At 69.4% G+C, this 20,971-nt stretch carries 21 protein-coding genes and 1 pseudogene; 10 read left to right on the top strand and 12 right to left on the bottom strand.

Annotated elements, in window-relative coordinates; genetic code table 11:
- Positions 1 to 119: 119 nt before the first annotated feature.
- Positions 120 to 284 (bottom strand): hypothetical protein, encoded by a 165-nt coding sequence (locus PARJ55_RS23890; protein ID WP_232215674.1) that lies wholly within the window; start codon positions 282 to 284, stop codon positions 120 to 122.
- A 146-nt stretch (positions 285 to 430) separates the two neighbouring features.
- Here PARJ55_RS23890 and PARJ55_RS21570 point away from each other — a divergent pair, with 146 nt between their 5' ends.
- From PARJ55_RS21570 to PARJ55_RS23270, 4 genes and pseudogenes are all read left to right on the top strand, one after another.
- A complete protein-coding gene (locus PARJ55_RS21570) occupies positions 431 to 865 on the top strand; it encodes a hypothetical protein (protein WP_156929438.1) in 435 nt (144 codons plus the stop codon).
- A 56-nt stretch (positions 866 to 921) separates the two neighbouring features.
- Complete coding sequence (locus PARJ55_RS0106745) at positions 922 to 1,428, top strand: copper chaperone PCu(A)C (RefSeq protein WP_051416176.1); 507 nt, start codon at positions 922 to 924, stop codon at positions 1,426 to 1,428.
- Between the two features lie 61 nt (positions 1,429 to 1,489).
- Positions 1,490 to 2,839 (top strand): PepSY domain-containing protein, encoded by a 1,350-nt coding sequence (locus tag PARJ55_RS0106740; protein WP_028712337.1) that lies wholly within the window; start codon positions 1,490 to 1,492, stop codon positions 2,837 to 2,839.
- Positions 2,840 to 3,147: 308 nt separating this feature from the next.
- A pseudogene (locus tag PARJ55_RS23270) lies at positions 3,148 to 3,482 on the top strand (transposase); the annotation flags it as partial.
- 12 nt (positions 3,483 to 3,494) lie between these two features.
- On the opposite strand, the gene PARJ55_RS0106735 reads toward PARJ55_RS23270, so the two are convergent.
- Both PARJ55_RS0106735 and PARJ55_RS0106730 read right to left on the bottom strand, forming a co-directional pair.
- Positions 3,495 to 4,352, bottom strand: coding sequence for a DUF2189 domain-containing protein (locus PARJ55_RS0106735; RefSeq protein WP_028712336.1), 858 nt, complete (start codon positions 4,350 to 4,352; stop codon positions 3,495 to 3,497).
- A 230-nt stretch (positions 4,353 to 4,582) separates the two neighbouring features.
- Positions 4,583 to 4,750: a hypothetical protein gene (locus PARJ55_RS0106730; protein ID WP_156929437.1), complete on the bottom strand. Its 168-nt coding sequence runs from the start codon at positions 4,748 to 4,750 to the stop codon at positions 4,583 to 4,585.
- A 173-nt stretch (positions 4,751 to 4,923) separates the two neighbouring features.
- Here PARJ55_RS0106730 and PARJ55_RS23885 point away from each other — a divergent pair, with 173 nt between their 5' ends.
- Complete coding sequence (locus PARJ55_RS23885) at positions 4,924 to 5,193, top strand: hypothetical protein (protein WP_156929436.1); 270 nt, start codon at positions 4,924 to 4,926, stop codon at positions 5,191 to 5,193.
- 201 nt (positions 5,194 to 5,394) lie between these two features.
- Here PARJ55_RS23885 and yjfF read toward each other — a convergent pair whose 3' ends face one another.
- The 8 genes from yjfF to araD1 are packed head-to-tail and all read right to left on the bottom strand — an operon-like array spanning position 5,395 to position 15,103.
- On the bottom strand, positions 5,395 to 6,369 hold the full coding sequence (gene yjfF, locus PARJ55_RS0106725) for a galactofuranose ABC transporter, permease protein YjfF (protein ID WP_028712334.1): 975 nt from the start codon (positions 6,367 to 6,369) through the stop codon (positions 5,395 to 5,397).
- Positions 6,366 to 7,385 (bottom strand): ABC transporter permease, encoded by a 1,020-nt coding sequence (locus PARJ55_RS0106720; protein ID WP_028712333.1) that lies wholly within the window; start codon positions 7,383 to 7,385, stop codon positions 6,366 to 6,368. Before PARJ55_RS0106720 ends, yjfF begins: the two co-directional genes overlap by 4 nt.
- Positions 7,382 to 8,878, bottom strand: coding sequence for a sugar ABC transporter ATP-binding protein (locus PARJ55_RS0106715; RefSeq protein ID WP_028712332.1), 1,497 nt, complete (start codon positions 8,876 to 8,878; stop codon positions 7,382 to 7,384). The genes PARJ55_RS0106720 and PARJ55_RS0106715 overlap by 4 nt, the downstream gene beginning before the upstream one ends.
- Before the next feature lie 56 nt (positions 8,879 to 8,934).
- Positions 8,935 to 9,897: a galactofuranose ABC transporter, galactofuranose-binding protein YtfQ gene (gene ytfQ, locus PARJ55_RS0106710; protein WP_028712331.1), complete on the bottom strand. Its 963-nt coding sequence runs from the start codon at positions 9,895 to 9,897 to the stop codon at positions 8,935 to 8,937.
- A gap of 41 nt (positions 9,898 to 9,938) precedes the next feature.
- The gene (locus tag PARJ55_RS0106705; RefSeq protein WP_028712330.1) at positions 9,939 to 11,444 is read right to left on the bottom strand and encodes an aldehyde dehydrogenase (NADP(+)); all 1,506 of its coding nucleotides are present in this window, start codon (positions 11,442 to 11,444) and stop codon (positions 9,939 to 9,941) included.
- A gap of 10 nt (positions 11,445 to 11,454) precedes the next feature.
- The gene (locus tag PARJ55_RS0106700) at positions 11,455 to 12,366 is read right to left on the bottom strand and encodes a Gfo/Idh/MocA family protein (protein WP_028712329.1); all 912 of its coding nucleotides are present in this window, start codon (positions 12,364 to 12,366) and stop codon (positions 11,455 to 11,457) included.
- On the bottom strand, positions 12,366 to 14,114 hold the full coding sequence (gene araD / locus PARJ55_RS0106695) for an L-arabinonate dehydratase (protein WP_028712328.1): 1,749 nt from the start codon (positions 14,112 to 14,114) through the stop codon (positions 12,366 to 12,368). The genes PARJ55_RS0106700 and araD overlap by 1 nt, the downstream gene beginning before the upstream one ends.
- Complete coding sequence (gene araD1 / locus PARJ55_RS0106690; protein ID WP_028712327.1) at positions 14,114 to 15,103, bottom strand: AraD1 family protein; 990 nt, start codon at positions 15,101 to 15,103, stop codon at positions 14,114 to 14,116. The genes araD and araD1 overlap by 1 nt, the downstream gene beginning before the upstream one ends.
- 145 nt (positions 15,104 to 15,248) lie before the next feature.
- Here araD1 and PARJ55_RS0106685 point away from each other — a divergent pair, with 145 nt between their 5' ends.
- Positions 15,249 to 16,202 carry a LysR family transcriptional regulator gene (locus PARJ55_RS0106685; RefSeq protein WP_028712326.1) on the top strand — a complete coding sequence of 318 codons (954 nt, stop codon included), beginning with the start codon at positions 15,249 to 15,251 and terminating at the stop codon, positions 16,200 to 16,202.
- A gap of 86 nt (positions 16,203 to 16,288) precedes the next feature.
- Here the strand turns inward: PARJ55_RS0106685 and PARJ55_RS0106680 are convergent, their stop codons facing one another.
- Positions 16,289 to 17,677 carry an L-cystine transporter gene (locus PARJ55_RS0106680; protein WP_028712325.1) on the bottom strand — a complete coding sequence of 463 codons (1,389 nt, stop codon included), beginning with the start codon at positions 17,675 to 17,677 and terminating at the stop codon, positions 16,289 to 16,291.
- Positions 17,678 to 18,005: 328 nt separating this feature from the next.
- Between PARJ55_RS0106680 and PARJ55_RS0106675 the strand changes: the two genes are divergently transcribed.
- Genes PARJ55_RS0106675 through PARJ55_RS0106660 form a run of 4 tightly spaced genes read left to right on the top strand, consistent with a single transcriptional unit; the run spans position 18,006 to position 20,829 of the window.
- Positions 18,006 to 18,671 (top strand): ankyrin repeat domain-containing protein, encoded by a 666-nt coding sequence (locus tag PARJ55_RS0106675; protein ID WP_028712324.1) that lies wholly within the window; start codon positions 18,006 to 18,008, stop codon positions 18,669 to 18,671.
- 11 nt (positions 18,672 to 18,682) lie between these two features.
- Positions 18,683 to 19,156, top strand: coding sequence for a nucleoside deaminase (locus PARJ55_RS0106670; protein WP_028712323.1), 474 nt, complete (start codon positions 18,683 to 18,685; stop codon positions 19,154 to 19,156).
- A gap of 2 nt (positions 19,157 to 19,158) precedes the next feature.
- The gene (locus tag PARJ55_RS0106665; protein WP_028712322.1) at positions 19,159 to 20,376 is read left to right on the top strand and encodes an MFS transporter; all 1,218 of its coding nucleotides are present in this window, start codon (positions 19,159 to 19,161) and stop codon (positions 20,374 to 20,376) included.
- A gap of 27 nt (positions 20,377 to 20,403) precedes the next feature.
- On the top strand, positions 20,404 to 20,829 hold the full coding sequence (locus tag PARJ55_RS0106660; protein ID WP_028712321.1) for a heme-binding protein: 426 nt from the start codon (positions 20,404 to 20,406) through the stop codon (positions 20,827 to 20,829).
- The last annotated feature ends 142 nt before the right edge of the window (positions 20,830 to 20,971 follow it).

Genomic DNA, 20,971 nt, shown 5'->3' with positions numbered 1-20,971 from the left:
CGGCCACTTCGCTGCGATCGTAGATGCGCGCGCTGCGGCCCGCCGGGACGATTCCGCGCGCATCAAGGGAAACCGGCAAAGACCCCATATTCCAATGAATCAATGACTTAGAGATACTGTCACCTCCTGGTGGACTGGCCGATGGTCACCACGCGTTCGGGCGCGTCGTCGAACACGAGGGTCTGGCCGCAATTCCCGATGGAAAGCGGATAATCGGTCGCCGGCGCCATGCCCGCCGCAAGACCGCAGATCGCAACAGCGCCGAAACGGCTTCTGAGGGCCATTCTCTGTCTCCGATGAGGGGAAAAACGCTCACCGGCAGCGCGGCCCTGGAAAAGGGCACGCCTCAGCAGCAATATTGCAGGGAAAACTCAGACGTCTGGCGCGCGTGCCGCATCGCGCGCTATAGAGACAGGGGAAAGGGTTTTCGGTGAGCAGAATCGCGCCATCATCTGCACGCGTTCGTCCGGCTTGCGGCCGGGTGCTGGCGCTGCTCATGGTGTTGCCCTTCGTGCTGCTGTCGCTGATGGCGCAAGGCACGATGGTCGCGGCCGGGCCGACGCCGCAAAGCTTCATGGTGGTGCTTTGCGCCGATCACCTGCCGGTCGAGATGGTGCTGGACGATGACGGCAGCGTCATCACGGCCGATGAATACCGCGCCCGGCAGGATGCGCCCATCCCCAAGACGCCGAAGCCGCCCTGCGACTGGTCGGCCCACGCCCAGCCGGTTCTGGAGACGGCGCCCACGGTGCAATCGGCCAAGCCGGATGCACCCCGTCCCGCCGAACCGGCACCCGCCCATGACTTGCGCATCCTGCGCGCGCAGGTGCTGGCGCCCTCGGCCCGGGGGCCGCCCGCCGTCTGATCCTCGCCATCGCCCACTGGGGGCGGTGAACGCAGTTTCAGACACGAGATAGAACCATGAAATCCAGAATTCTGGCCGCCCCGATGCTGGGCGCGCTTTTCCTTGGCTTCCTTGCCGCCTCGGCCTCGGCCGATCCCGTAACGCATGGAGATCTGCTGCTTTCGGACGGCTATGTCCGCGCCATGCCGCCCAATGCGCCGGTGGCAGGCGGCTATGTCACCATCGCCAACAACGGCAGCCAGGACGACCGCCTGGTCGCGGCCCGTTCGCCGCGGGCGGGCGCGGTGCAGATCCACGAGATGACCATGAACGGCGACGTGATGAAGATGCGCGAACTGCCCGATGGCCTGCCGGTCCCGGCGGGCGGCTCGGTCGAGCTGAAGCCCGGCGGCTATCACCTGATGTTCATGCAGGTCGCGGAACCCTTTGCCGAGGGCGAGACCGTCGAGGCGACGCTGGTCTTCGAGAAGGCGGGCGAAATCGCCCTGCCGTTCGCGGTGCGCGCCATGAATGCCGCGCCCGCAGGCCACCAGGGCCACGCCTCGGATCATTCGGGCCATTGAGCGCCCGCTCCCAGCCAATATCGGCCCTGCCTCGGCGGGCCGCCGCATGTGCGAGGACTCCATGTCTGCAATTCCCGATACCGCTCGCCAGGGTGTGGGCGATCTCTATCGCGCCGTCTGGCGCTGGCATTTCTACGCCGGGCTGCTGGTGCTGCCCTTCATGATCACGCTGTCGATCACCGGCGCGATGTATGTCTTCCGCGACGAGATCGATAACTGGTATCACGCCGACCTCAAGCGCGTGCAGGTGCAGGACAGCCAGAGGCTGGCACCGACCGCGCAGGTCGCCTCGGCCCTGGATGCGGTTCCGGGCACGGCGGTCAAATACACCGACCCGGCCGACCCCGGCGCCTCGACCGAGGTCACCGTCAGCACGGATCGCGGCAGGATGGCGGTCTATGTGAACCCCTATAACGGCCTGGTGCTGGGGGCGATGCCGGACCGCACGACCCTGATGTGGACGGTCCGCACGCTGCACAGCTTCAAGTATTTCGGCACCTGGACGCGCTATCTCATCGAGATCGCGGCGGGCTGGTCGATCCTGCTGGTCGGCACCGGCATCTGGCTGTGGTGGCCGCGCGGGCAACAGGGCGGCATCGTCTCGGTCCGGGGCCGGCCGCAGCGGCGGGTATTCTGGCGCGACCTGCATGCGGTGACGGGGCTGTTCGTGGGCTTCTTCATCGTCTTCCTGGCCGTCACGGGCATGCCTTGGTCGGGGGTCTGGGGCGGCAAGGTGAACGAATGGGCCAACGGCAATAATTTCGGCTATCCGAACGGAGTGCGGATGAACGTGCCGATGTCGCAGCAGAAGCTGGATGAGATTGCCAAGACCTCCTGGTCGCTGGAACAGGCGCAGATCCCTGAAAGCCCGGTGCCCGGCGGCACCCCGATCACGCTGGACGATGCGGTCGCGACCTTCGACCGGCTGGGCCTGCATCGCGGCTATGCCGTCGGCCTGCCGCAAAAGCCCGAAGGCGTGTTCAGCGGTTCGGTCTATCCCGACGACCTGAGCCGGCAGCGCGTGGTGCATCTGGACCAGTATGGCGGGCAGCCGCTGCTGGACATGGGCTATGCCGATTACGGCCCGCTGGGGAAATGGCTGGAATGGGGCATCAACACCCATATGGGCCAGACCTTCGGCGTGCTGAACCAGATCATCCTGCTGGCGGCCTGCGCGGCCATCGTGCTGCTGGCGGTCTCGGCCGCGGTGATGTGGTGGAAGCGCAGGCCCTCGGGTTCGCTCGGCGTGCCGCCGCTGCCGCAGGACCGGCGGGTGTTTCGCGGCCTGATCGCGATCCTCGCGGTCGGCGGCGTGATCTTCCCGCTGGTCGGCGCCTCGCTGCTGGTCATGCTGGCGCTGGACATGGCCTATGTCCGGCTGTCGAGGCGTAACCCCGCGGTTGCGGCCTGATCCGCTATCGCCGTGTCCACAGTGACTTCTCCCTCGCGCGGCTCCGATCGGGCTGCGCGAGAAACCCCGCACAAAGATGTGTCATGTCACCCTAGCACTACTTTGGCAGAAGTCTGTTGAGCATTTTTCGCCACTTCCTACGGCAGTGGGGACAGCTGGGCGGCGGCTGGCTGAGCTGGATCAAGATCGTCTTCCTGAGAGCTGGCAGGCTCGGTTGCGGCGGGGCAGCTGGGGCCCTTTTTTCCGACCCGCTGCCTTCAGGCGTCGGGCTTGCAGGAAGGCGAACGCGAGCATGGTCCTAAGCGCATGTGCGCAGCGCAGCTGCGCGCTTTGGCGGCATCCTGGCCGACGCCGGCCATGGCCTGTCTGGCCCGTTCCGGCAGGCGCTCACCGAGCGTGGACTGACCTGGGCCGTGGGCATCCCTCACAAGCAGAAGGTCTACCCGGCCAAGGTTGCCCTGATCTTCCCGGTCGCGGGCGACCGCGCAAGAACCATGTCCCCGATGTCCCATCTCGTCCGGCGCAGGAGATGCTTGAGAAGGCGAAGTGGCAGGCCGTGAGTTGGCGGCGCGGCACGAAAGGCAGGCTCTCAGCCCGGTTCGCTGCCATGCGTGTCCGCGTCGCCGACGGACCGCCGCAGCGCGCCTCGATCAGGCTAGGCCACCGCCCGGCGGTAAAGATGCCATGTCGCATGGCCGAGGATGGGCAGGACGACGATCAGCCCGGCGAACAGCGGGATCATCCCCAGCACCAGCGAAACAGCCACGATCAGCCCCCAGAGGGCTGTCGTCCCCGGATTGCGGCGCGCCACGGCAAGCGAGGTCGCCAGCGCCACCGGCACCCCCACCGGGCGGTCGATCAGCATCGGAAACGACACCAGGCTGACGCAGAGCACCACGGCCGCGAAGACGAAGCCGACAGCGAACCCGGCCAGGATCATCGTCCAGCCCGCGCTGCTGGTGACGGCGTCGCGCAGGAAGACGAGGAGGCTGTCATAGGGCTCGGGTCCGAGGGTGACGGCCCAGATCGCATGGGCGGCGATAAGCCAGAAGGCGAAGATCACCGCAAGAAGGCAGCCCAGCGCCAGCACCGGCCCCAGCACCCGGCCGCTCAGCGTGGCCAGCACCGCGCCCCAATCCGTCTCCTCGCCCCGCTCGCGCCGCCGGCTCATCTCGTAGAGGCCGAGAGCCGCGACCGGCCCGATCAGGGGAAAGCCCGCGGCCAGCGGAAAGAGCAGATGCACCTGTCCGGCGTTGAACGCCCAGGCTGCAAGGACGAAGCCGATCACCGGATAAAGCGCCACCGCGGTGATCACATCGGTGCGGAGCGCGCCGAAATCCTCGACGCCCTTGCGAAGCGCCGCGCGAATGTCGCCCAGGCCGATCTGGTTGACCTCGGGCAGGGCCATCTCGTGGCTGCCGATCCCGTCCACCGCCGCGCCGGCGCCGCGGCCGATGCCGGCGAGCCTCTGCGCGCTCCAGCTGAGCGGGTTTCCAATCGTTTCTCGGTGCATGGCTGCATCCTCCCTTCCTGGAGGGCCCGGAACCGGGCGAGGCGCCAGCCGGAGAACCCGGCTCGCCGCCCGCGAACATGTCGGGCCGAACCGTCCTCGGCCGTCAGTCTAGCAGATGCAGCGTCAGGTTGCACGCCCGGAATCGACGCGATTACGCGCTTCCCGCCCTTGGCCGCGCAGGCCGCCCCACCGGCGGCATCCGCATGCTGCGCCCCGGCTGCCGGGAGAGGTCAGCCCGCCTGGCCGTCCTTCAACGGGTGCTCGACCAGCGCGAACCCCGCCGTGGCGAGGATGATCGCGCGCAGGAGAACCGGTTCTGCCCTCAAACGGTCGCGGCACGAGTGAAGCCTTCGGTGCGCGGCGTCTATCGGCTGGTGGCCGATGGCGGCGAGCGACATGTTCAGCTGCGGGACGGCTTCATGGCCGATGGCGCGGACAAGCAGCAAACGGACAGGCGGGAACGCGCTTTCCTGGCAGCTTGGCCGCAAGGACTATACGGTTTCCATCCTGAAGGCCGCCTTGCCAGCCGTGCCGCATGGACTGGCCGAAAGAGAGAGAGAGGAGAGCCGGGATGCAGATATTCCTCCAGGACAGTCACGCTTATCCGGGCTGTCACGCAAGATTGCCCGCTGATCCACCTGCAGGCGAGATCGACATTGTCCTGTGCTTTGCCGACGGGATCGAGGCGCCAGGCCGCCTCGCCCCATCGGCTGACGGTCTTGGGCTGGAAATTGCAAGCTATCGCACCGCGGCGGGAACCTCGATCCCGCGCAAGACATGGTTGCTGCGGCAGGACGATGCGGGCTGGAAAATAACCGCAAGATGCGCGGACCTCGCATAAGGCAGGTGCCGCATGGCCTCCGCGGCATTGCGCGGCGCGCCGGTATCAGCGCATGCGTGATCACCAGTACCGTTCTCGGCTCCGGTCGGTCGGGACCCCGCCCCCATATCGCCCGACCGAGATGATCGACGGCCTCGACGATGACGGCAAAAGGCCAACCCGCTGCTTGCCTTACACAAGCCGGCCGGACAGCTGCGGCGGTCAGGCGCCCGTGCCTTCCAGCCGCGATTGCGACAGTTTCAGCAGCCCCTTCTGCAGCAGGATGAACACCAGCAGCAGCACGCCGATGACGATCTTCGTCCACCAGCTCGACAGCGTGCCGTCGAAGACGATGTAGGTCTGGATCAGCCCCATGGTCAGCACGCCGACCAGCGTGCCGAACATGTAGCCCGCGCCTCCGGTCAGCAATGTGCCGCCGATCACCACCGCCGCGATGGCGGTCAGCTCCGTTCCCACCGTCGCCAGCGAATAGCCCGAGCCGGTATAGATCGAGAACACGATGCCCGAGAGCCCGGCCATCAGCCCGGAAAAGGCATAGACCAGCATCGTCGTGCGCCCCTGCCGCACGCCCATCAGCCGCGCCGTGGCCTCGCCGCCGCCAAGCGCATAGACGGATGCGCCGAAGCGGGTCTTGTGGGCGACGACCATGCCCGCCAGCACCGTCAGCAGCATGACGACGCCGATCAGCGTCAGCCGGCCCTTGCCGGGCATCAGCCAATAGGCCGATTGCAGGGTCTTGTAGAAGGGATGCGCGATCGGCACCGAGTCGATCGACAGCATATAGGCCGCGCCGCGGGCCAGGAACATGCCGGCCAGCGTGACGATGAAGGCGGGCATGGCCAGCCGGTCGATCAGGATGCCCATGGCCGCGCCGAAGGCGGTGGTCAGCGCCAGGAGCAGGGCGAAGACGACCAGCGGGTGCAGCGATGTCTCGCGCAGGATCACGGCGATGAAGACGCCGGAAAAGGCGATGACGCTGCCCACCGACAGGTCGATGCCGCCCGACAGGATCACCAGCGTCATGCCGACGGCGACGATGCCCAGATAGGCGTTGTCGGTCAGCAGGTTGCCGATCACCCGCGTCGAAAGGATGTTGGGGAATTGCAGCCAGCACAGCAGATAGGCCAGCAGGAAGATGACGACGGTCGCGTAAAGCGGCAGGGCGCGGGTGTTCATTTCGCGGCTCCTCGGTGCAGCGCGGCCTCGCGGCTGGCACGGTGGCTGTCGCGCCACAGCCGCCATTCCCCGGCGATGCGCGGCGATTGCAGCACCAGGATCACCAGCACCAGCCCGGCCTTGATGACCAGGTTGTATTCGGACGGGAACCCGGCCAACAGGATGCCGGTGTCGATGGTCTGGATGATCAGCGCCCCGATCAGCGAGGCGATGATGGAGAACCGCCCGCCCAGCAGGGAATTGCCGCCGATCACCACGGCGAGGATGGCGTCGAGCTCCAGCCACAGCCCGGCATTGTTGGCGTCGGCGCCGCGGATGTCGGCGGTGACGACGATCCCGGCCAGCGCCGCGCAAAGCCCCGAGACGACATAGACCGCGATCAGCAGCACCGTGGCGTTCACCCCGGCCAGGGCGCTGGCGCGGCGGTTGATGCCGATGGATTCGACCAGCAGGCCAAGCGCGGTGCGCCGCATCAGCGCCGCCATGCCCAGACCGCAGGCCAGCCACAGCCAGGCCGGCACCGGTAGGCCCAGGAGGCTGCCCGAGCCGAAGAAGGCGAAGCCCGCGTCGGTGAAGGTCAGGATGCGCCCTTCGGTAATCAGCTGGGCGATGCCGCGCCCCATGGTCATCAGGATCAGCGTGGCGACGAAGGGCTGGATGCCGACCACGGCGACCAGCAGCCCGTTCCACAGCCCGGCGAGCGCGCCGGCGGCCAGCGCCAAGAGCAGCGCGGGCACCAGCCCCCAGCCGCCGGCCACGGCCGAGGCGGCGACCGCGCCACAGATCGCCATGGTGGTGCCGACCGACAGGTCGATGCCGCGCGTGGCGATGACCAGGGTCATGCCGACCGCCAGCAGCGCCACCGGCGCGCCGCGCTTCAAGACGTCGATCATCGGCCCGACCAGCCGGTCGCCGCTGATGCCGATCTTCAGGAAACCCGGATAGAACACCGTCACCAGCGCCACCAGCAGCGCCAGCGCGACCAGTTGCGGGGCGATGCGTTTCAGCAGAGTCATGCCGCCACCTCCCCGCCGGCGATGGCGCGCATGATCTCGGCACCGGTCAGGCGCGGCCCCGAAAGCTCCGCGACATGGCGGCGGTCGCGCAGCACGATCACCCGGTCGGCGCTGGCGACCAGCTCGTCGATCTCGCTCGATACCAGCAGGATCGACATGCCGGCCTGGGTCAGCTCGCGGATCAGGCGCAGGATCTCGGCATGGGCGCCGACGTCAATGCCGCGCGTCGGCTCGTCCAGGATCAGGAAACGCGGGTTCATCGCCAGCCAGCGGGCAAGGATGGCCTTCTGCTGGTTGCCGCCGGACAGCTCGCCGATGGGCTTCTCCCGGCCCGAGGTGCGGATGTCGAGCCGCTTGATATAGTCGTCGGCGATGCGGTTTTGCTCGGCGCGCGGAATCGGCCGCGCCCAGCCGCGCCGGGCCTGCAGGCCCAGGATGATGTTCTCGCGGATCGACAGTTCGGCGACGATGCCGTCGGTCTTGCGCTCCTCGGGGACGAAGCCGAAGCCCTGCGCGATGGCGGCGCGCGGGCTGGACAGGTCCAGCCGGGACTGCGCGTCGCTGGCCTCGCCCGATTGCGCGGGACGCACGCCGAACATCAGCTCGGCGCTTTCGGTCCGGCCCGAGCCCAGCAGGCCCGCCAGCCCCACCACCTCGCCCTGCCCCACGGTCAGGTCGAAGGGCTCGACCACGCCGCGCCGGCCGAAGCCGCGGAATTCCAGCAGGGGCGGACGGGCGGCGGCGGTGCGGGCGGCCTGCTCGGCCACCTCATGCTCCAGCGCGCGGCCCAGCATGTGCTCGATCAGCTTCACCCGGTCCAGCTCGGCCGTGCGCTCGGTGACGATCTTGCGGCCGTTCCGCAGCACGGTCACGCGGTCGGTCAGGTCGAACACCTGGTCGAGGAAATGCGACACGAAGACGATGCCCAGACCGCGCTCGCGCAGCCCCCGCACCACGTCGAAGACCATGCGCACCTCGGCCGCGTCCAGGCTGGCGGTCGGCTCGTCCAGGATCAGCACCTTGCCCGACAGCGCCACGGCGCGGGCGATGGCGACGATCTGCTGGATGGCGACGGAAAAGCTGCCCAGGTCGCGGTCCACGTCGATATCCAGGCCATAGGGCCGCAGCGTCTCGCGCGCCCCGGCCCGCAGGGCGCGGCTGTCGATCAGCCCCCAGCGGCGCGGCTCGCGGCCGAACATCAGGTTCTGCGCCACGGTCAGGTTGGGCAGCAGGTTCACCTCTTGATAGACGGTGCCGATGCCCTGCTCCTGCGCTTCGACGGTCGATTGCGGGTCGATGGTCGCGCCGTCCAGGGTGATGGTGCCGCCGTCGCGGCGATAGGCGCCGGTCAGGCATTTGATCAGCGTGGACTTGCCGGCGCCGTTCTCGCCCAGCAGCGCGTGGACCTCGCCCGCGGCCAGGTCGAAATCCACCGCGTCGAGCGCCTTCGTTCCCGGGAATGTCTTGGTCAAAGACCGGATGGTCAGCAGCATCGCGCCCCTCCTCGGCTCGGCGCGGGCCGCCGCATGGACGGCCCGGCCGCCGGCTGTCAGTAGCCCAGGCCCTTGCGGCGCTCGTATTCGCCGGCCGGGTCGTCGGCTTGCGTGTAGAGCTTCGACTCGGTCTGCAGGAACTTCGCCGGCTGGGTGCCGTCCTTCCAATAGGCGGCGAGCGCGTCGAAGGCCGGGCCGGCCATGTTCGGCGTCAGCTCGACGGTGGCATTCGCCTCGCCGTTGGCCATGGCCTGGAACAGGTCCGGCACGCCGTCGATGGACACGACCAGGATGTCGGTGCCCGGCTTCAGCCCGGCCTCCTTGATGGCCTGGATCGCGCCGACCGCCATGTCGTCGTTATGGGCATAGAGCGCGCAGATGTCCTTGCCGCCGTTCTCGGCCTGCAGGAAGCTCTCCATCACCTCCTTGCCCTGGGCGCGGGTGAAGTCGCCGGTCTGGCTGCGCACGATCTTCAGGTTGTCGTGCCCGGCCAGCGCGTTCTCGAAGCCCTTCTTGCGGTCGATGGCGGGGCTGGAACCGGTGGTGCCCTGCAGCTCGACCACGCGGCATTCCTTGTCGCCGACGGTATCGACCAGCCATTTGCCGGCGACCTCGCCCTCATGCACCAGGTTCGAGCCGACGGCGGTCAGGTACAGATCGTCCGAACTGTCCACCTGCCGGTCCAGCAGCACGACCGGGATCTCGGCCTCCTTGGCCTCTTGCAGCACGGCGTCCCAGCCGGTGGCGACGACCGGGGCGAGCAGGATCGCGTCCACGCCCTGCGCGATGAAGGAGCGGATCGCGGCGATCTGGTTTTCCTGCTTCTGCTGCGCGTCCGAGAATTGCAGCTTCAGGCCGCGTTCCTCGGCCTGGGTCTTGGTCAGCGTGGTCTCGGCCGCGCGCCAGCCGGATTCCGAGCCGATCTGGGAAAAGCCGACGGTTTCGCCCTCGGCCATGGCGGCCGTGGCCGAAATCGCCAGCGCGGCAGCGGCGGCGGTGCTCATCAGGAATCTGGTCATGGTTTCCTCCCTCAATGACCGTTTTCTACGGGGCTGTCCTCTCAGCCCCGCAAGTCCTCCGGCAGCAGCGCGTCGGGCAGGTTCTGGAAGCAGACCGGCCGCAGGAAGCGGCGGATCGCCAGGGTGCCGACGCTGGTGGCGCCGAAATTCGTCGATGCCGGGTAAGGGCCGCCATGCACCATGGCGTCGGCGACCTCGACCCCGGTGGGCCAGCCATTGGCCAGCACCCGGCCGGCCTTGCGTTCCAAGATCGGCATCAGCCGGCAGGCCAGCGCGGTGTCGCCGGCCTCCATCTGCAAGGTGGCGGTCAGCTGGCCGTCCAGCGCGCGGGCAAGGCCCAGCATCTCGTCCTCCGAACTGGTGGTGACGACAAGGCCGAGCGGGCCGAAGACCTCTTCCCCCAGGGCGTGGCTGTGCAGGAAGTCCCGCGCGCTGGTCCGGTAGATGCCGGGCCGCGCATCGCGGCCCCGGCTGTCGCAGGCCAGCACCGGCGCGGCATGGGCACTGACGCGGGCGGCGCCTGCGCGATAGGCCTCGGCGATGCCATCGGTCAGCATGACCTGTTCGGGGGCGTCCACCAGCGCCTCGGTGGCGGCGGCGGTGAAGGCGTCAGCATCCTCGGCGCGCAGCACCAGCAGGCCCGGATTGGTGCAGAACTGCCCGGCGCCCATGGTCAGGCTGGCGGTCCAGTCGCGCGCGATCTGCGCGCCGCGCGCCGCCAGCGCATGGGGAAGCACGAAGCAGGGGTTGATGCTGCCGAGCTCGCCGAAGAAGGGGATCGGCTCGGGCCGCGCGGCGCAGAGGTCATAAAGCGCCCGGCCGCCGCCCAGGCTGCCGGTGAAGCCCACGGCGCGGATCAGCGGGTGCTGCACCAGCGCCGCGCCGACCTCGTGCCGGTCGCCGTGGATGAAGCCGAAACTGCCGGCGGGCATGTCGGTGGCGCGGATGGCAGCAAGGATGGCCTCGGCCACGATCTCGCCGGTGCCGGGATGGGCGGGGTGGCCCTTGACCACCACCGGGCAGCCCGCCGCCAGGGCCGAGGCGGTGTCGCCGCCCGCCGTCGAGAACGCCAGCGGGAAGTTCGAGGCGCCGAAGACCGCCACCGGCCCGATGGGACGCTGGATCAGCCGCAGGTCGGGACGCGGCGGCTGGCGGTCGGGCAGCGCCTTGTCGTGGCGGCGATCCAGGTAATCGCCCTTGCGGATATGATCCGCGAACAGCCGCAACTGGCCCACGGTCCGGCCGCGCTCGCCTTGCAGCCGGGCCTCGGGCAGGCCGGTTTCCTGCGTGCCGATGGCGGTGATCGCCTCGGCCCGCGCCTCGATCTCGTCGGCGATGGCGTCGAGGAAAGCCGCGCGGTCGGCGCGCGCGGTCCAGCCATAGGTCCAGAACGCCTCCTCGGCCGCGGCGCAGGCGCGGTCCACCAGATCGACGGTGCCGCTGGCGAAACCATGCGCCGGGCCATGCGCGGGGGCCGAGCGGAATGTCGCCTCGCCCCCGACCCATTCGCCCGCGATCAGATGCTTGCCTTGCGGTGTCCAGTCCATCGGTCTTCCTTCAGAATTCGAATGCGTCCACGGTATTGCGGCTGCCGAGGGTAAAGGCGTCCGCGACCAGCACCATCGGCGACAGGTCCACCTCGGAGGCGCCCCTGCGCACCAGCTCTGCCATGCGCGCGTAAAGCGCCGGGTATTCGCCCATGATGCTGGCCTCGCCCCCTGCCTCGGCCCCGTCGACCTCCAGCACATTGCCGCCCATGCGCAGCGCCAGCCGGCCGGCATCGGTCACGAACTCCATGTCCCAGGTCTGCGGGCCCTGCTGGCGGAAGTCGAAATCCGCCTCGATCCCCTGCGAGAGCCGCAGCCGCGCGGCGATGGGCGCCTGACGGTTCTCGGGGAAGTCCAGCTCGGCGGCGCGCAGATGCACCGGCGCGGGCAGGATATGCGTCAGGATCGACAGCGCGTTGATGCCGGGATCGAAGACCCCCATGCCGCCGGCCGCGAAGATCCAGTCCTGGCCGGGATGCCAGACCCGCACGTCCTCGCGCCAGGTGATCCGGCCGCTCTCGATGCGCCGCCCGGAAAGCCAGCGTCTTGCCGCCGCCACCGCCTGCGCCTCGCGCGAATGCCAGCTGGCGAACAGCGTCACGCCCTGCGCGCGCGCCAGCGCCTGCAGCGCCTGCACCTCGGCCAGCGTGGCGCCGGGCGGCTTTTCCAGCATCACATGGCGCCCCGCCCGCAAGGCCGCCTCGGCCATGGCAAAGCGCGGCACCGGCGGCAGGCAGAGCGAGACCGCAGGGATGTCGGGCCGGGCGGCCAGCATCTCCTCGATGCGGGCGAAGCTCTCGACCCCCTCGTTGCCGCCATGGCGCGAGACGCTGGCCGCAAGCGTCCAGTCCGGGGATGAGGAAATCGCCGGAACATGCTGATCCCGCGCGATCTTTCCGATGCCGACAAGAGCGATCTTCATCAGTGGCTGTCCTTTCCGACCGCGCGGCCGCGGCAGCCCCGCAGAAAGTCGAAATCCGCCCCGGTCTCGGCGCCCTCGACATGGTCGTGGAACAGCCGCGCATAGCCCCCCGCCGGCGGCGGCACCGGGTTGCGCCATTCGGCCAGGCGGCGGGCGATCTCGGCATCGGGCACGTCCAGATGCAGCCGCCGGTTCGGCACGTCCAGCTCGATCATGTCGCCGTCGCGCACCACGGCCAGCGGCCCGCCCCGCGCCGCCTCGGGCGAGGCATGCAGCACCACCGTGCCATAGGCGGTGCCCGACATGCGCGCGTCCGAGATCCGCACCATGTCGGTGATGCCCTTCCTCAGAACCTTGGGCGGCAGGCCCATATTGCCGACCTCGGCCATGCCCGGATAGCCGCGCGGGCCGCACATCTTCAGCACCATGACGCAGGTCTCGTCGATGTCCAGCGCCTCGTCGGCGATGCGGGCCTTGTAGTCGTCGATATCCTCGAAGACGACGGCGCGGCCGCGATGCACCAGCAGATGCGGGCTGGCGGCCGAGGGCTTCAGCACCGCCCCGTCCGGCGCCAGATTGCCGCGCAGCACCGCGATGCCGCCCTGTCCGGTCAGCGGCCGGTCGGCGGGCAGGATGACGTCCTCGTTCCAGTTGCGGGCCTCGCGCACCTCATCCCAGATCGTGCGGCCCGAAACGGTCAGCGCCTCGCGGTGAAGCAGCCCCGCCTCGCCCAGTCTTTGAAGAACCACCGGCAAGCCACCGGCATAGAAGAATTCTTCCATCAGGTACTGGCCCGAGGGCATCAGGTTCACGATGGTCGGCACGTCGCGGCCCAGCCGGTCCCAATCGTCCAGCGTCAGCTGGACCCCGACCCGGCCCGCCAGGGCCAGCAGGTGGATGACCGCATTGGTCGAGCCGCCGATGGCGCCGTTGGTGCGGATCGCATTCTCGAAGGCGGCGCGGGTCAGGATGTCGCTGGGCTTCAGGTCGTCCTTGACCATCTGCACGATGCGCCGGCCGGTCAGCTGCGCCATGACGCGGCGGCGCGAGTCCACCGCCGGGATCGCGGCATTCCCGGACAGCGCCATGCCCAGCGCCTCGGCCATCGAGGCCATGGTCGAGGCGGTGCCCATGGTGTTGCAGGTGCCGGATGAGCGGGACATGCTGGCCTCGGCCTCCAGGAACTCCTCCTGCGTCATCTCGCCGGCCTTCACGGCCTCGGAGAATTTCCACAGATGCGTGCCCGAGCCGATGCGCTCGCCCCGGAACCAGCCGTTCAGCATCGGACCGCCGGTGACGACGATCGAGGGGATGTCGGTCGAGGCGGCGCCCATCAGCAGGCTGGGCGTGGTCTTGTCGCATCCGACCAGCAGCACCGCCCCGTCGATGGGCTGGCCGCGCATCGCCTCCTCGACCGCCATGGCGGCAAGGTTGCGATACATCATCGCGGTTGGGCGATAGCTGTTCTCGCTGGCCGAGAACACCGGCACCTCCAGCGGAAAGCCCCCGGCCTCCCAGATGCCGGCCTTAACCTTTTCGGCCAGCTCGCGCAGATGGCCGTTGCAGGGCGTCAGGTCCGACCAGGTGTTCAGGATGCCGATCACCGGCCTTCCGTCAAACAGATCATGAGGATAGCCCTGATTCTTCAACCATCCGCGATGATAGATCGTGTCGCGGGAATTGCCGCCATACCAATGCTGCGAGCGCAGCTTGCGCGGCCAGGGCGCGGGGGTGAAGGGCTTGGTCATCACAGCACCTCGACGCGGATCGGGGCGTCGCCGGGCCGGTCCGGCGCCAGCGGGTTGCGCAGCGGCAGGCCCAGCGCCGGGGACTCGATCTCGAACACATCGCCCGAACGGCAGCGGACGCCGTCGGCAAAGGACAGCGTCGCCGTGCCGAAGAAATGCACGTGCACATCGCCCGGCTGGCGGAACAGCGGGTATTTGAAATGATGGTGCTCCAGATTGGCGATGCTGTGGCTCATGTTCGCCTCGCCCGAAAGGAACGGCCTTTCCCAGAGCACCGCTCCGTCGCGCAGGATGCGGCTGGTGCCCTCGACATGCTGCGGCAGATCGCCCAAGCGCATCTCGGGGCCGAAGCTGGCGGGGCGCAGCTTGGAATGGGCGAGCCAGAGATAGTTGCCGCGCTCGGTCACATGATCCGAGAATTCGTTGCCGAGCGCGAAGCCCAGGCGGAAGGGCGTGCCGTCCGGGCCGATCAGGTAGAGCCCGGCGATCTCGGGCTCCTCGCCCGCGTCCAGCGCGAAGCCGGGCGAGGTCAGCGCCGCACCCGGCGCCGCCACCCCATGCCCGTTGCCCTTGTAGAACCATTCCGGCTGCACGCCGACCGCACCGGGATGCGGCTTGCCGCCCTCCAGCCCCATGCGGAACATCTTCATGCTGTCGGTCAGATCGCCGGCATCGGGGGCGCCATGCATGGCGTCGCGCGTCGCCGCCGAGCCGAGATGCGTGAGCCCGGTGCCGGTCAGGTGCAGATGCGCCGGGTCGGGATGATCCACGGGCGGCAGCACCCGCCCCTCGGCCAGCGCGGCTTCCAGGTCCACCGCCGCGCCGGGGCCGCGGCGCGCGGCCTCTTCGGCCAGGCTGCGGCCGGCGGCGATGGCGGCCAGCGCCAGGGTCCGGGTGCTGTCCGCCCCGGGCACCAGATGCGCGGCTTCGCCGTCGCGCAGCGCGACGGCGCGGCTTCCGTCCGGCAGAAGAAGTTGCGACAAAAACATGGCAGGTCCCCCGCTGCAATCGGTCCGGGCGGCCGGCCCTTGCGCGGCCCGGGCACCACCCGCCTTGATGGCTTGCGATTGATCTAGCCATGAAACGACATGATGGTAAAATTACATCCTTCGCAATCTGCATACCGGAATCGTCATGACCATGCCGCCTGCCCGCCTGATGCTGAAACCCGCGCAGCTGCGGCTGCTTCAGCAGATCGCCGAAACCGGCCAGTTGCAGCTGGCCGCCGAGCGTGTCGGCATGACCCAGCCCGCCGCCTCGCGCATGCTGGCCGAGATCGAGAACCAGGTCGGCGCGCAGCTGTTCCTGCGCCAGCCCAAGGGCATGGAGCCGACCGAGATCGGCCGCGCCGTGCTGCGCCGCGCCCGCGTCATCCTGCGCGAGATGGTCAGCATGGCCTCGGACGTGCAGGCGCTGCGCGAGGGGTTCGGCGGCACGCTGCGGGTGGGCGCGGTGACCGGACCGGCGGTCAGCTATCTCGTCTCGGCCATCCGCGAGATCAAGGAGGGCGCGCCGGATGCCGACATCACCGTCGATGTCATGCCCTCGCGCGAGCTGCTGCAGCATCTGGCGGCGGGAGAGATGGATTTCGTGCTGGCCCGCATCCTGCCGGAATTCGACAGCCGGGATTTCAACATCCTGCCGATGCGGGACGAAAAGGTGGCTTTCCTGGTGCGGGCCAGCCACCCGCTGAGCCGCTCGGCCTCGGTCACGCTGACCGAACTGGCCGGGCAGGAATGGATCATGCAGAGCCGCGGCGCGCCGATCCGCGAGGCCGCCCTGGCGGCCTTTGCCAATGTCGGGCTGGCCGAGCCGCGCAACATCGTGAACAGCCCCTCGCTTCTGCTGACGATCGCCTATCTGGCGCAGGGCGATGCGGTGGCGCCGATGTCGGAGGAGGTCGCCGAATTGCTGATCCGGCCGCCGGTCGGGGCGGGCTTCGCCATGCTGCCGGTGCCGCATGAGATCCGCGTCTCGCCCTATTACCTGCTGGACCTGAAGCGCCGGCCCTTGTCGCCCCTGGCGATGCGGCTGCGCGAGAAGCTGGTGGCGCTGTCGAAAAGTCCGGTGCGGGACGCATTCGGCTGAGGCGGCGACAGCGCGCGCCGCCGCATGAGTATTTGGGAAACGGTGAAAGCCGGCGCCGCGCGGTCGGGCGGCGCCGCGCGCGGTCGTCAGGCGTTCTGCATGCCGCGCTCTTCGCGGCTTTGCAGGATGGCCTTGTCGGTCTGGCCGAGGATCTGCGAGGTGACGGTGCCCGCCGTCATCGAGCCCGAGACGTTCAGCGCCGTGCGGCCCATGTCGATCAGCGGCTCGACCGAGATCAGCAGCGCCACCAGCGTCACCGGCAGCCCCATGGCCGGCAGCACGATCAGCGCCGCCATGGTGGCGCCCCCGCCCACGCCCGCGACCCCGGCCGAGGACAGCGTGACGATGGCCAGCAGCGTCATGATCCAGGCCGGGTCCAGCGGGTTGATGCCGACCGTCGGCGCCACCATCACCGCCAGCATCGCCGGATAGAGCCCGGCGCAGCCGTTCTGGCCGATGGTCGCCCCGAAGGAGGCCGAGAAGGAGGCGATGGTCTGCGGCACGCCGAGGCGGCGGGTCTGGATCTCGACATTGAGCGGGATGGTCGCGGCGCTGGAACGGCTGGAGAAGGCGAAGGTCAGCGCCGGGACGATCTTGCGATAGAAGGTCAGCGGATTCACCCCGGTCAGGCTGAGCAGCACGGCATGCACGACGAACATGATCGCCAGGCCCAGATAGGAGGCGACGACGAACTTGCCCAGGTTCAGGATGTCGGCCGCGTTCGAGGTCGCCGCCATCTTGGTCATCAGCGCCATGACGCCATAGGGGGTCAGCACCATGATCAGCCGCACCAATTGGCTGATCCAGGCTTGCAGGATGTCGATCAGGTTCAGCAGGCTGCGGCCCTTTTCCGGGTCGCGGCGCAGCAGGCGGATGGCGGCGACGCCCAGGAAGGCGGCGAAGACCACCACCGCGATGATCGAGGTCGGGTTGGCCCCCGTCAGGTCGGCGAAGGGGTTCCTGGGGATGAAGGACAGCAGCAGCTGCGGCACCGTCAGGTCGGCGACCCGCGGCGCGTAGCTGGTCTCCAGCGTGGTCAGCCGGGCGGTCTCGGCCGCGCCCTGGGCCAGCCCCTCGGCGGTCAGGCCGAAGGCCAGCGACATCACCACGCCCACGAAGGCCGCGATGGCGGTGGTGGCAAGCAGCGTGCCCAGCGTCAGGACCGAGATCCGGCCAAGCGCCGAGGCGTCGTGCAGCCGCGCCACCGCGCTGAGGATCGCCGCGAAGACCAGCGGCATCACCACCATCTGCAGGAGCTGCACATAGCCGTTGCCGACCACGTTGATCCAGTCGATGGTGGTCTGCAGCGAGGGTGCGTCGTTGCCATAGGCCAGCTGCAGCCCGATCCCGAACAGCGTGCCCAGGATCAGGGCGATGAAGACCCGCACCGACAGCGACATCTGCCCGCCCTGCAGGCGGACCAGCACCACGACCAGTGCGGCAAAGATCAGAAGATTGATGAAAACGGATGCCATTCGCGCATCTCCGGCAATTTCAGGTTGACCCATGAAGCCATATTGCCCGTCCGGCGTATAGGCATGGCGGCGCGGATTTCGCGCGGCCTGCGGGCCATTTCCTCGATAAAGGAAGCAGGCGCGCGCTTCGCAAGCCCCCCGATTCCGGCCTGGCCGCACGATATTCAACGGATTCTTTAGACTGTATTCGGATATCGGGGGTTATTCCCGGCCAGCTGCTGCGATATCGTGCAGGCGGCCCGGCCCTTGCGGGCCATTGCGATCCCTCGTCGCCGCGCAAGGACCGGGCCAGCCCGCACGCGCGCGCCCCGCAATCCGAAGGCAGGCCATGCCCAAGCTTCTCGCCATCCTTTTCGCGTTCCTCATGGGCGCCTCGGCCGGTTCCGGCACGGCAGGGACCCTGCATGAAGCGGCCCTGTTCCGCGCGGCCGCCGAGGGCGACGCCGCGTTGATCCGCGAGTTGCTGGCCCGGGGCGCGCCCGTCGATCCCCGCGATGCCGAGGGGCGCACGCCGCTGCTGGTCGCGACCCATGCCAACCGGGTCGAGGCGGCGCGGGCGCTGATCGAGGCCGGCGCCGACGTGAACGCCAGGGACGCCATCCACGACAGCCCCTATCTTTATGCCGGGGCGCGCGGGCATCTGGAGATTCTCGATCTGACGCTGGCCCAAGGCGCCGATCTCTCCAGCACCAACCGCTTTGGCGGCACGGCGCTGATCCCGGCCGCCGAGCGCGGCCATGTCGGGACCGTCCGCCGCCTGATCGAGGCCGGGGTCGATGTCGATCACGTCAACCGGCTGGGCTGGACCGCGCTGCTGGAGGCGATCCTCCTTGGCGATGGCGGCCCGCGCCAGCAGCAGATCGTCACCCTGCTGATCGAGGCCGGCGCCGACGTGAACCTGCCCGATGGCGAGGGGATCTCGCCCCTGGCCCATGCCCGCCGCATGGGATTCGCGGCGATCGCGGCTCGGCTGGCCGAAGCCGGCGCAAGATGAAAGGAAGGGCGATGTCCGATCAGGCAAGGCATTATCTGGAACAGGCGGTGATGCTGGCGCATCGCAACGTGCAGGCCGGCGGGCGCCCCTTTGGCGCGGTTGTGGTGCGGGGCGGCGAGGTGCTGGCGACCGGCGTCAACGAGACTGTCGCCACCCATGACCCGACGGCCCATGCCGAGCTGGTGGCCCTGCGCGCCGCCGCGCTGCGGCTGGGCTCGCCCGATCTTTCGGGCTGCGCGATCTATGCCAGCGGCCAGCCCTGCCCGATGTGCCTGGCCGCCATGCGGCTGGCCGGCGTGACCGAGGTGCATTTCGCCTATTCGAACCAGGAGGGCGCGCCCTTCGGCCTGTCCACCGCCGCGCTTTACGAGGAGCTGGCGAAGCCGCTGGCCCAGCAGGCGATGACAATCCGCCATCTGCCGGTGCGTCCGCAGGGCGCCGGCGACCTTTACGCCGAGTGGAAGGCGCGGCAGGGCCGGGCGTGACCATGCCGGGCCGGGCGGCGCGGCCGCTGATGCTGGCCGTGGTGGCCATGGTCGGGCTGGCGCTGCGGCCCTTCCTGACCGGGGTCGGCCCCGTCGCGGCGCCGATTTCGGCCGAGACCGGCCTGTCCATGCAGGGCCTGTCGCTGCTGACCCTGCTGCCGGTCCTGCTGATGGGGGCGGGCGCCTTTTTCGGACCGGCGATCCAGGCGCGGCTGGGCGCGAAACGCGCCACCGTGCTGGCGCTGATGGTGCTGAGCCTCGGCTCGGGCCTGCGGCTGGCGGCGCATTCGGCGCTGGAGATGCTGGGCTCGGCCGTGCTGCTGGGCCTGGGCGCGGCGGTGGTGCAGGCGGTGTTCCCGACCATCATCAAGCGCGAATTCCCGCGCGGCATCAACCTGGCCATGGGGCTTTACGCCGCGATGATGATGGGCGGCGGCGCCTTCGGCGCGCAGGCCGCGCCGCTGATCGCCGCATGGTCGGGAAGCTGGCGGCTGGCGCTTGGCTGGCTGGCCCTGCCCGCCGCCCTGACCGCGCTGCTGGTGGCGCTGGCCCTGCCGCGCGAGACCCGCACCCGAGAGGCCGGCGGCAGGGCGGGGCTGGGCCGCTGGCTGCGCCTGCCGCGAGTCTGGCTGCTCATGGCCTGTTTCGGGCTGATCAACGGCGGCTATTCATCCTCGGTGGCCTGGCTTGCGCCCGCCTTCCAGGATCTCGGCTGGCCGGCCGGCGCCAGCGGCGGGCTGCTGGCGGTGCTGGCGGTCGGACAGGCCGTCTCGGCCCTGGCCACGCCGGTCCTGGCCAGCCGCGGCAGCGACCGCCGGCCCTGGCTGGGCGGCTGCATCGCCCTGCAGCTGCTGGGTTTCGCCATGCTGGCCCTGCGCCCCGAAGCGGCCCCGCATGCGATCGCCTTCCTGCTGGGCGCCGGGCTCGGGGGCTGTTTCTCGCTGATGATGATCGTGGCGCTGGACCACCTGCCCGACCCGGCGCAGGCCGGCGCGCTGGCGGCGCTGATGCAGGGCGGCGGCTTCCTGCTGGCGGCGATCCCGCCCTGGATCCTGGCGCTGCTGCACGATCTGACCGGCAGCTTCCCCCCCGGCTGGGCGCTGCATCTGGCCGCGGTGCTGGCGGTCGGCGGGCTGACGCTGCGCCTGTCGCCGGCAAGCTATCGCGGCGCCCTGCGCCATCCCGCCCCCCGAGGCGCTGACGCCGCACCGGCCGAGTGAACGATTTCAACAAGGAGGAGGAAAACCATGCTGACCATCACCCGACTGGACCAGGCGGACGCACGCCTGCTGATCGCCGGCGCCGAGGCCCATGCCCGCGAGATCGGCGTGCCCATGTGCATCGCCGTCACCGACGAAAGCGGCCAGCTTCTGGCCTTTTCGCGCATGGATGGCGGCAAGGTGACATCGGCGACCATCGCCATCGACAAGGCCTTCACCGCTGCCGCGGCGCGCAAGGCCACCCATGAATACGGCGCCGCCAGCCAGCCCGGCGCACCGGCCTGGGGGATTTCCTCGGCCATCGGCGGCCGGCTGATGGTGGTGGGCGGCGGGCTGCCGGTCGAGCATGACGGCCAGACCGTCGGCGGCATCGGCGTCTCGTCCGGCACGCCGGCGCAGGACCAGGCGGTGGCGCAGGCCGGCATCGACCACTGGCGGGCGCAGCGCGCCTGATCGCCGGGGGAACGGGCCGGGGATCCCGGCCGTTCCCCGCAGGCCACGGCGGGCGGGCGCAGGCCGGGCCGGGTCTGGACGCCAGGCAGCCTGCCGGATAAGGCAGGCGCGTTCCCTTGCCGCCCGGGCCCGGGGACGCCTC

This window comes from Paracoccus sp. J55 (assembly GCF_000513975.1).
Lineage (GTDB): Bacteria > Pseudomonadota > Alphaproteobacteria > Rhodobacterales > Rhodobacteraceae > Paracoccus.
Note: the sequence above shows the minus strand (reverse complement) of the source record. Positions and strands in the feature narration are given on the sequence as shown.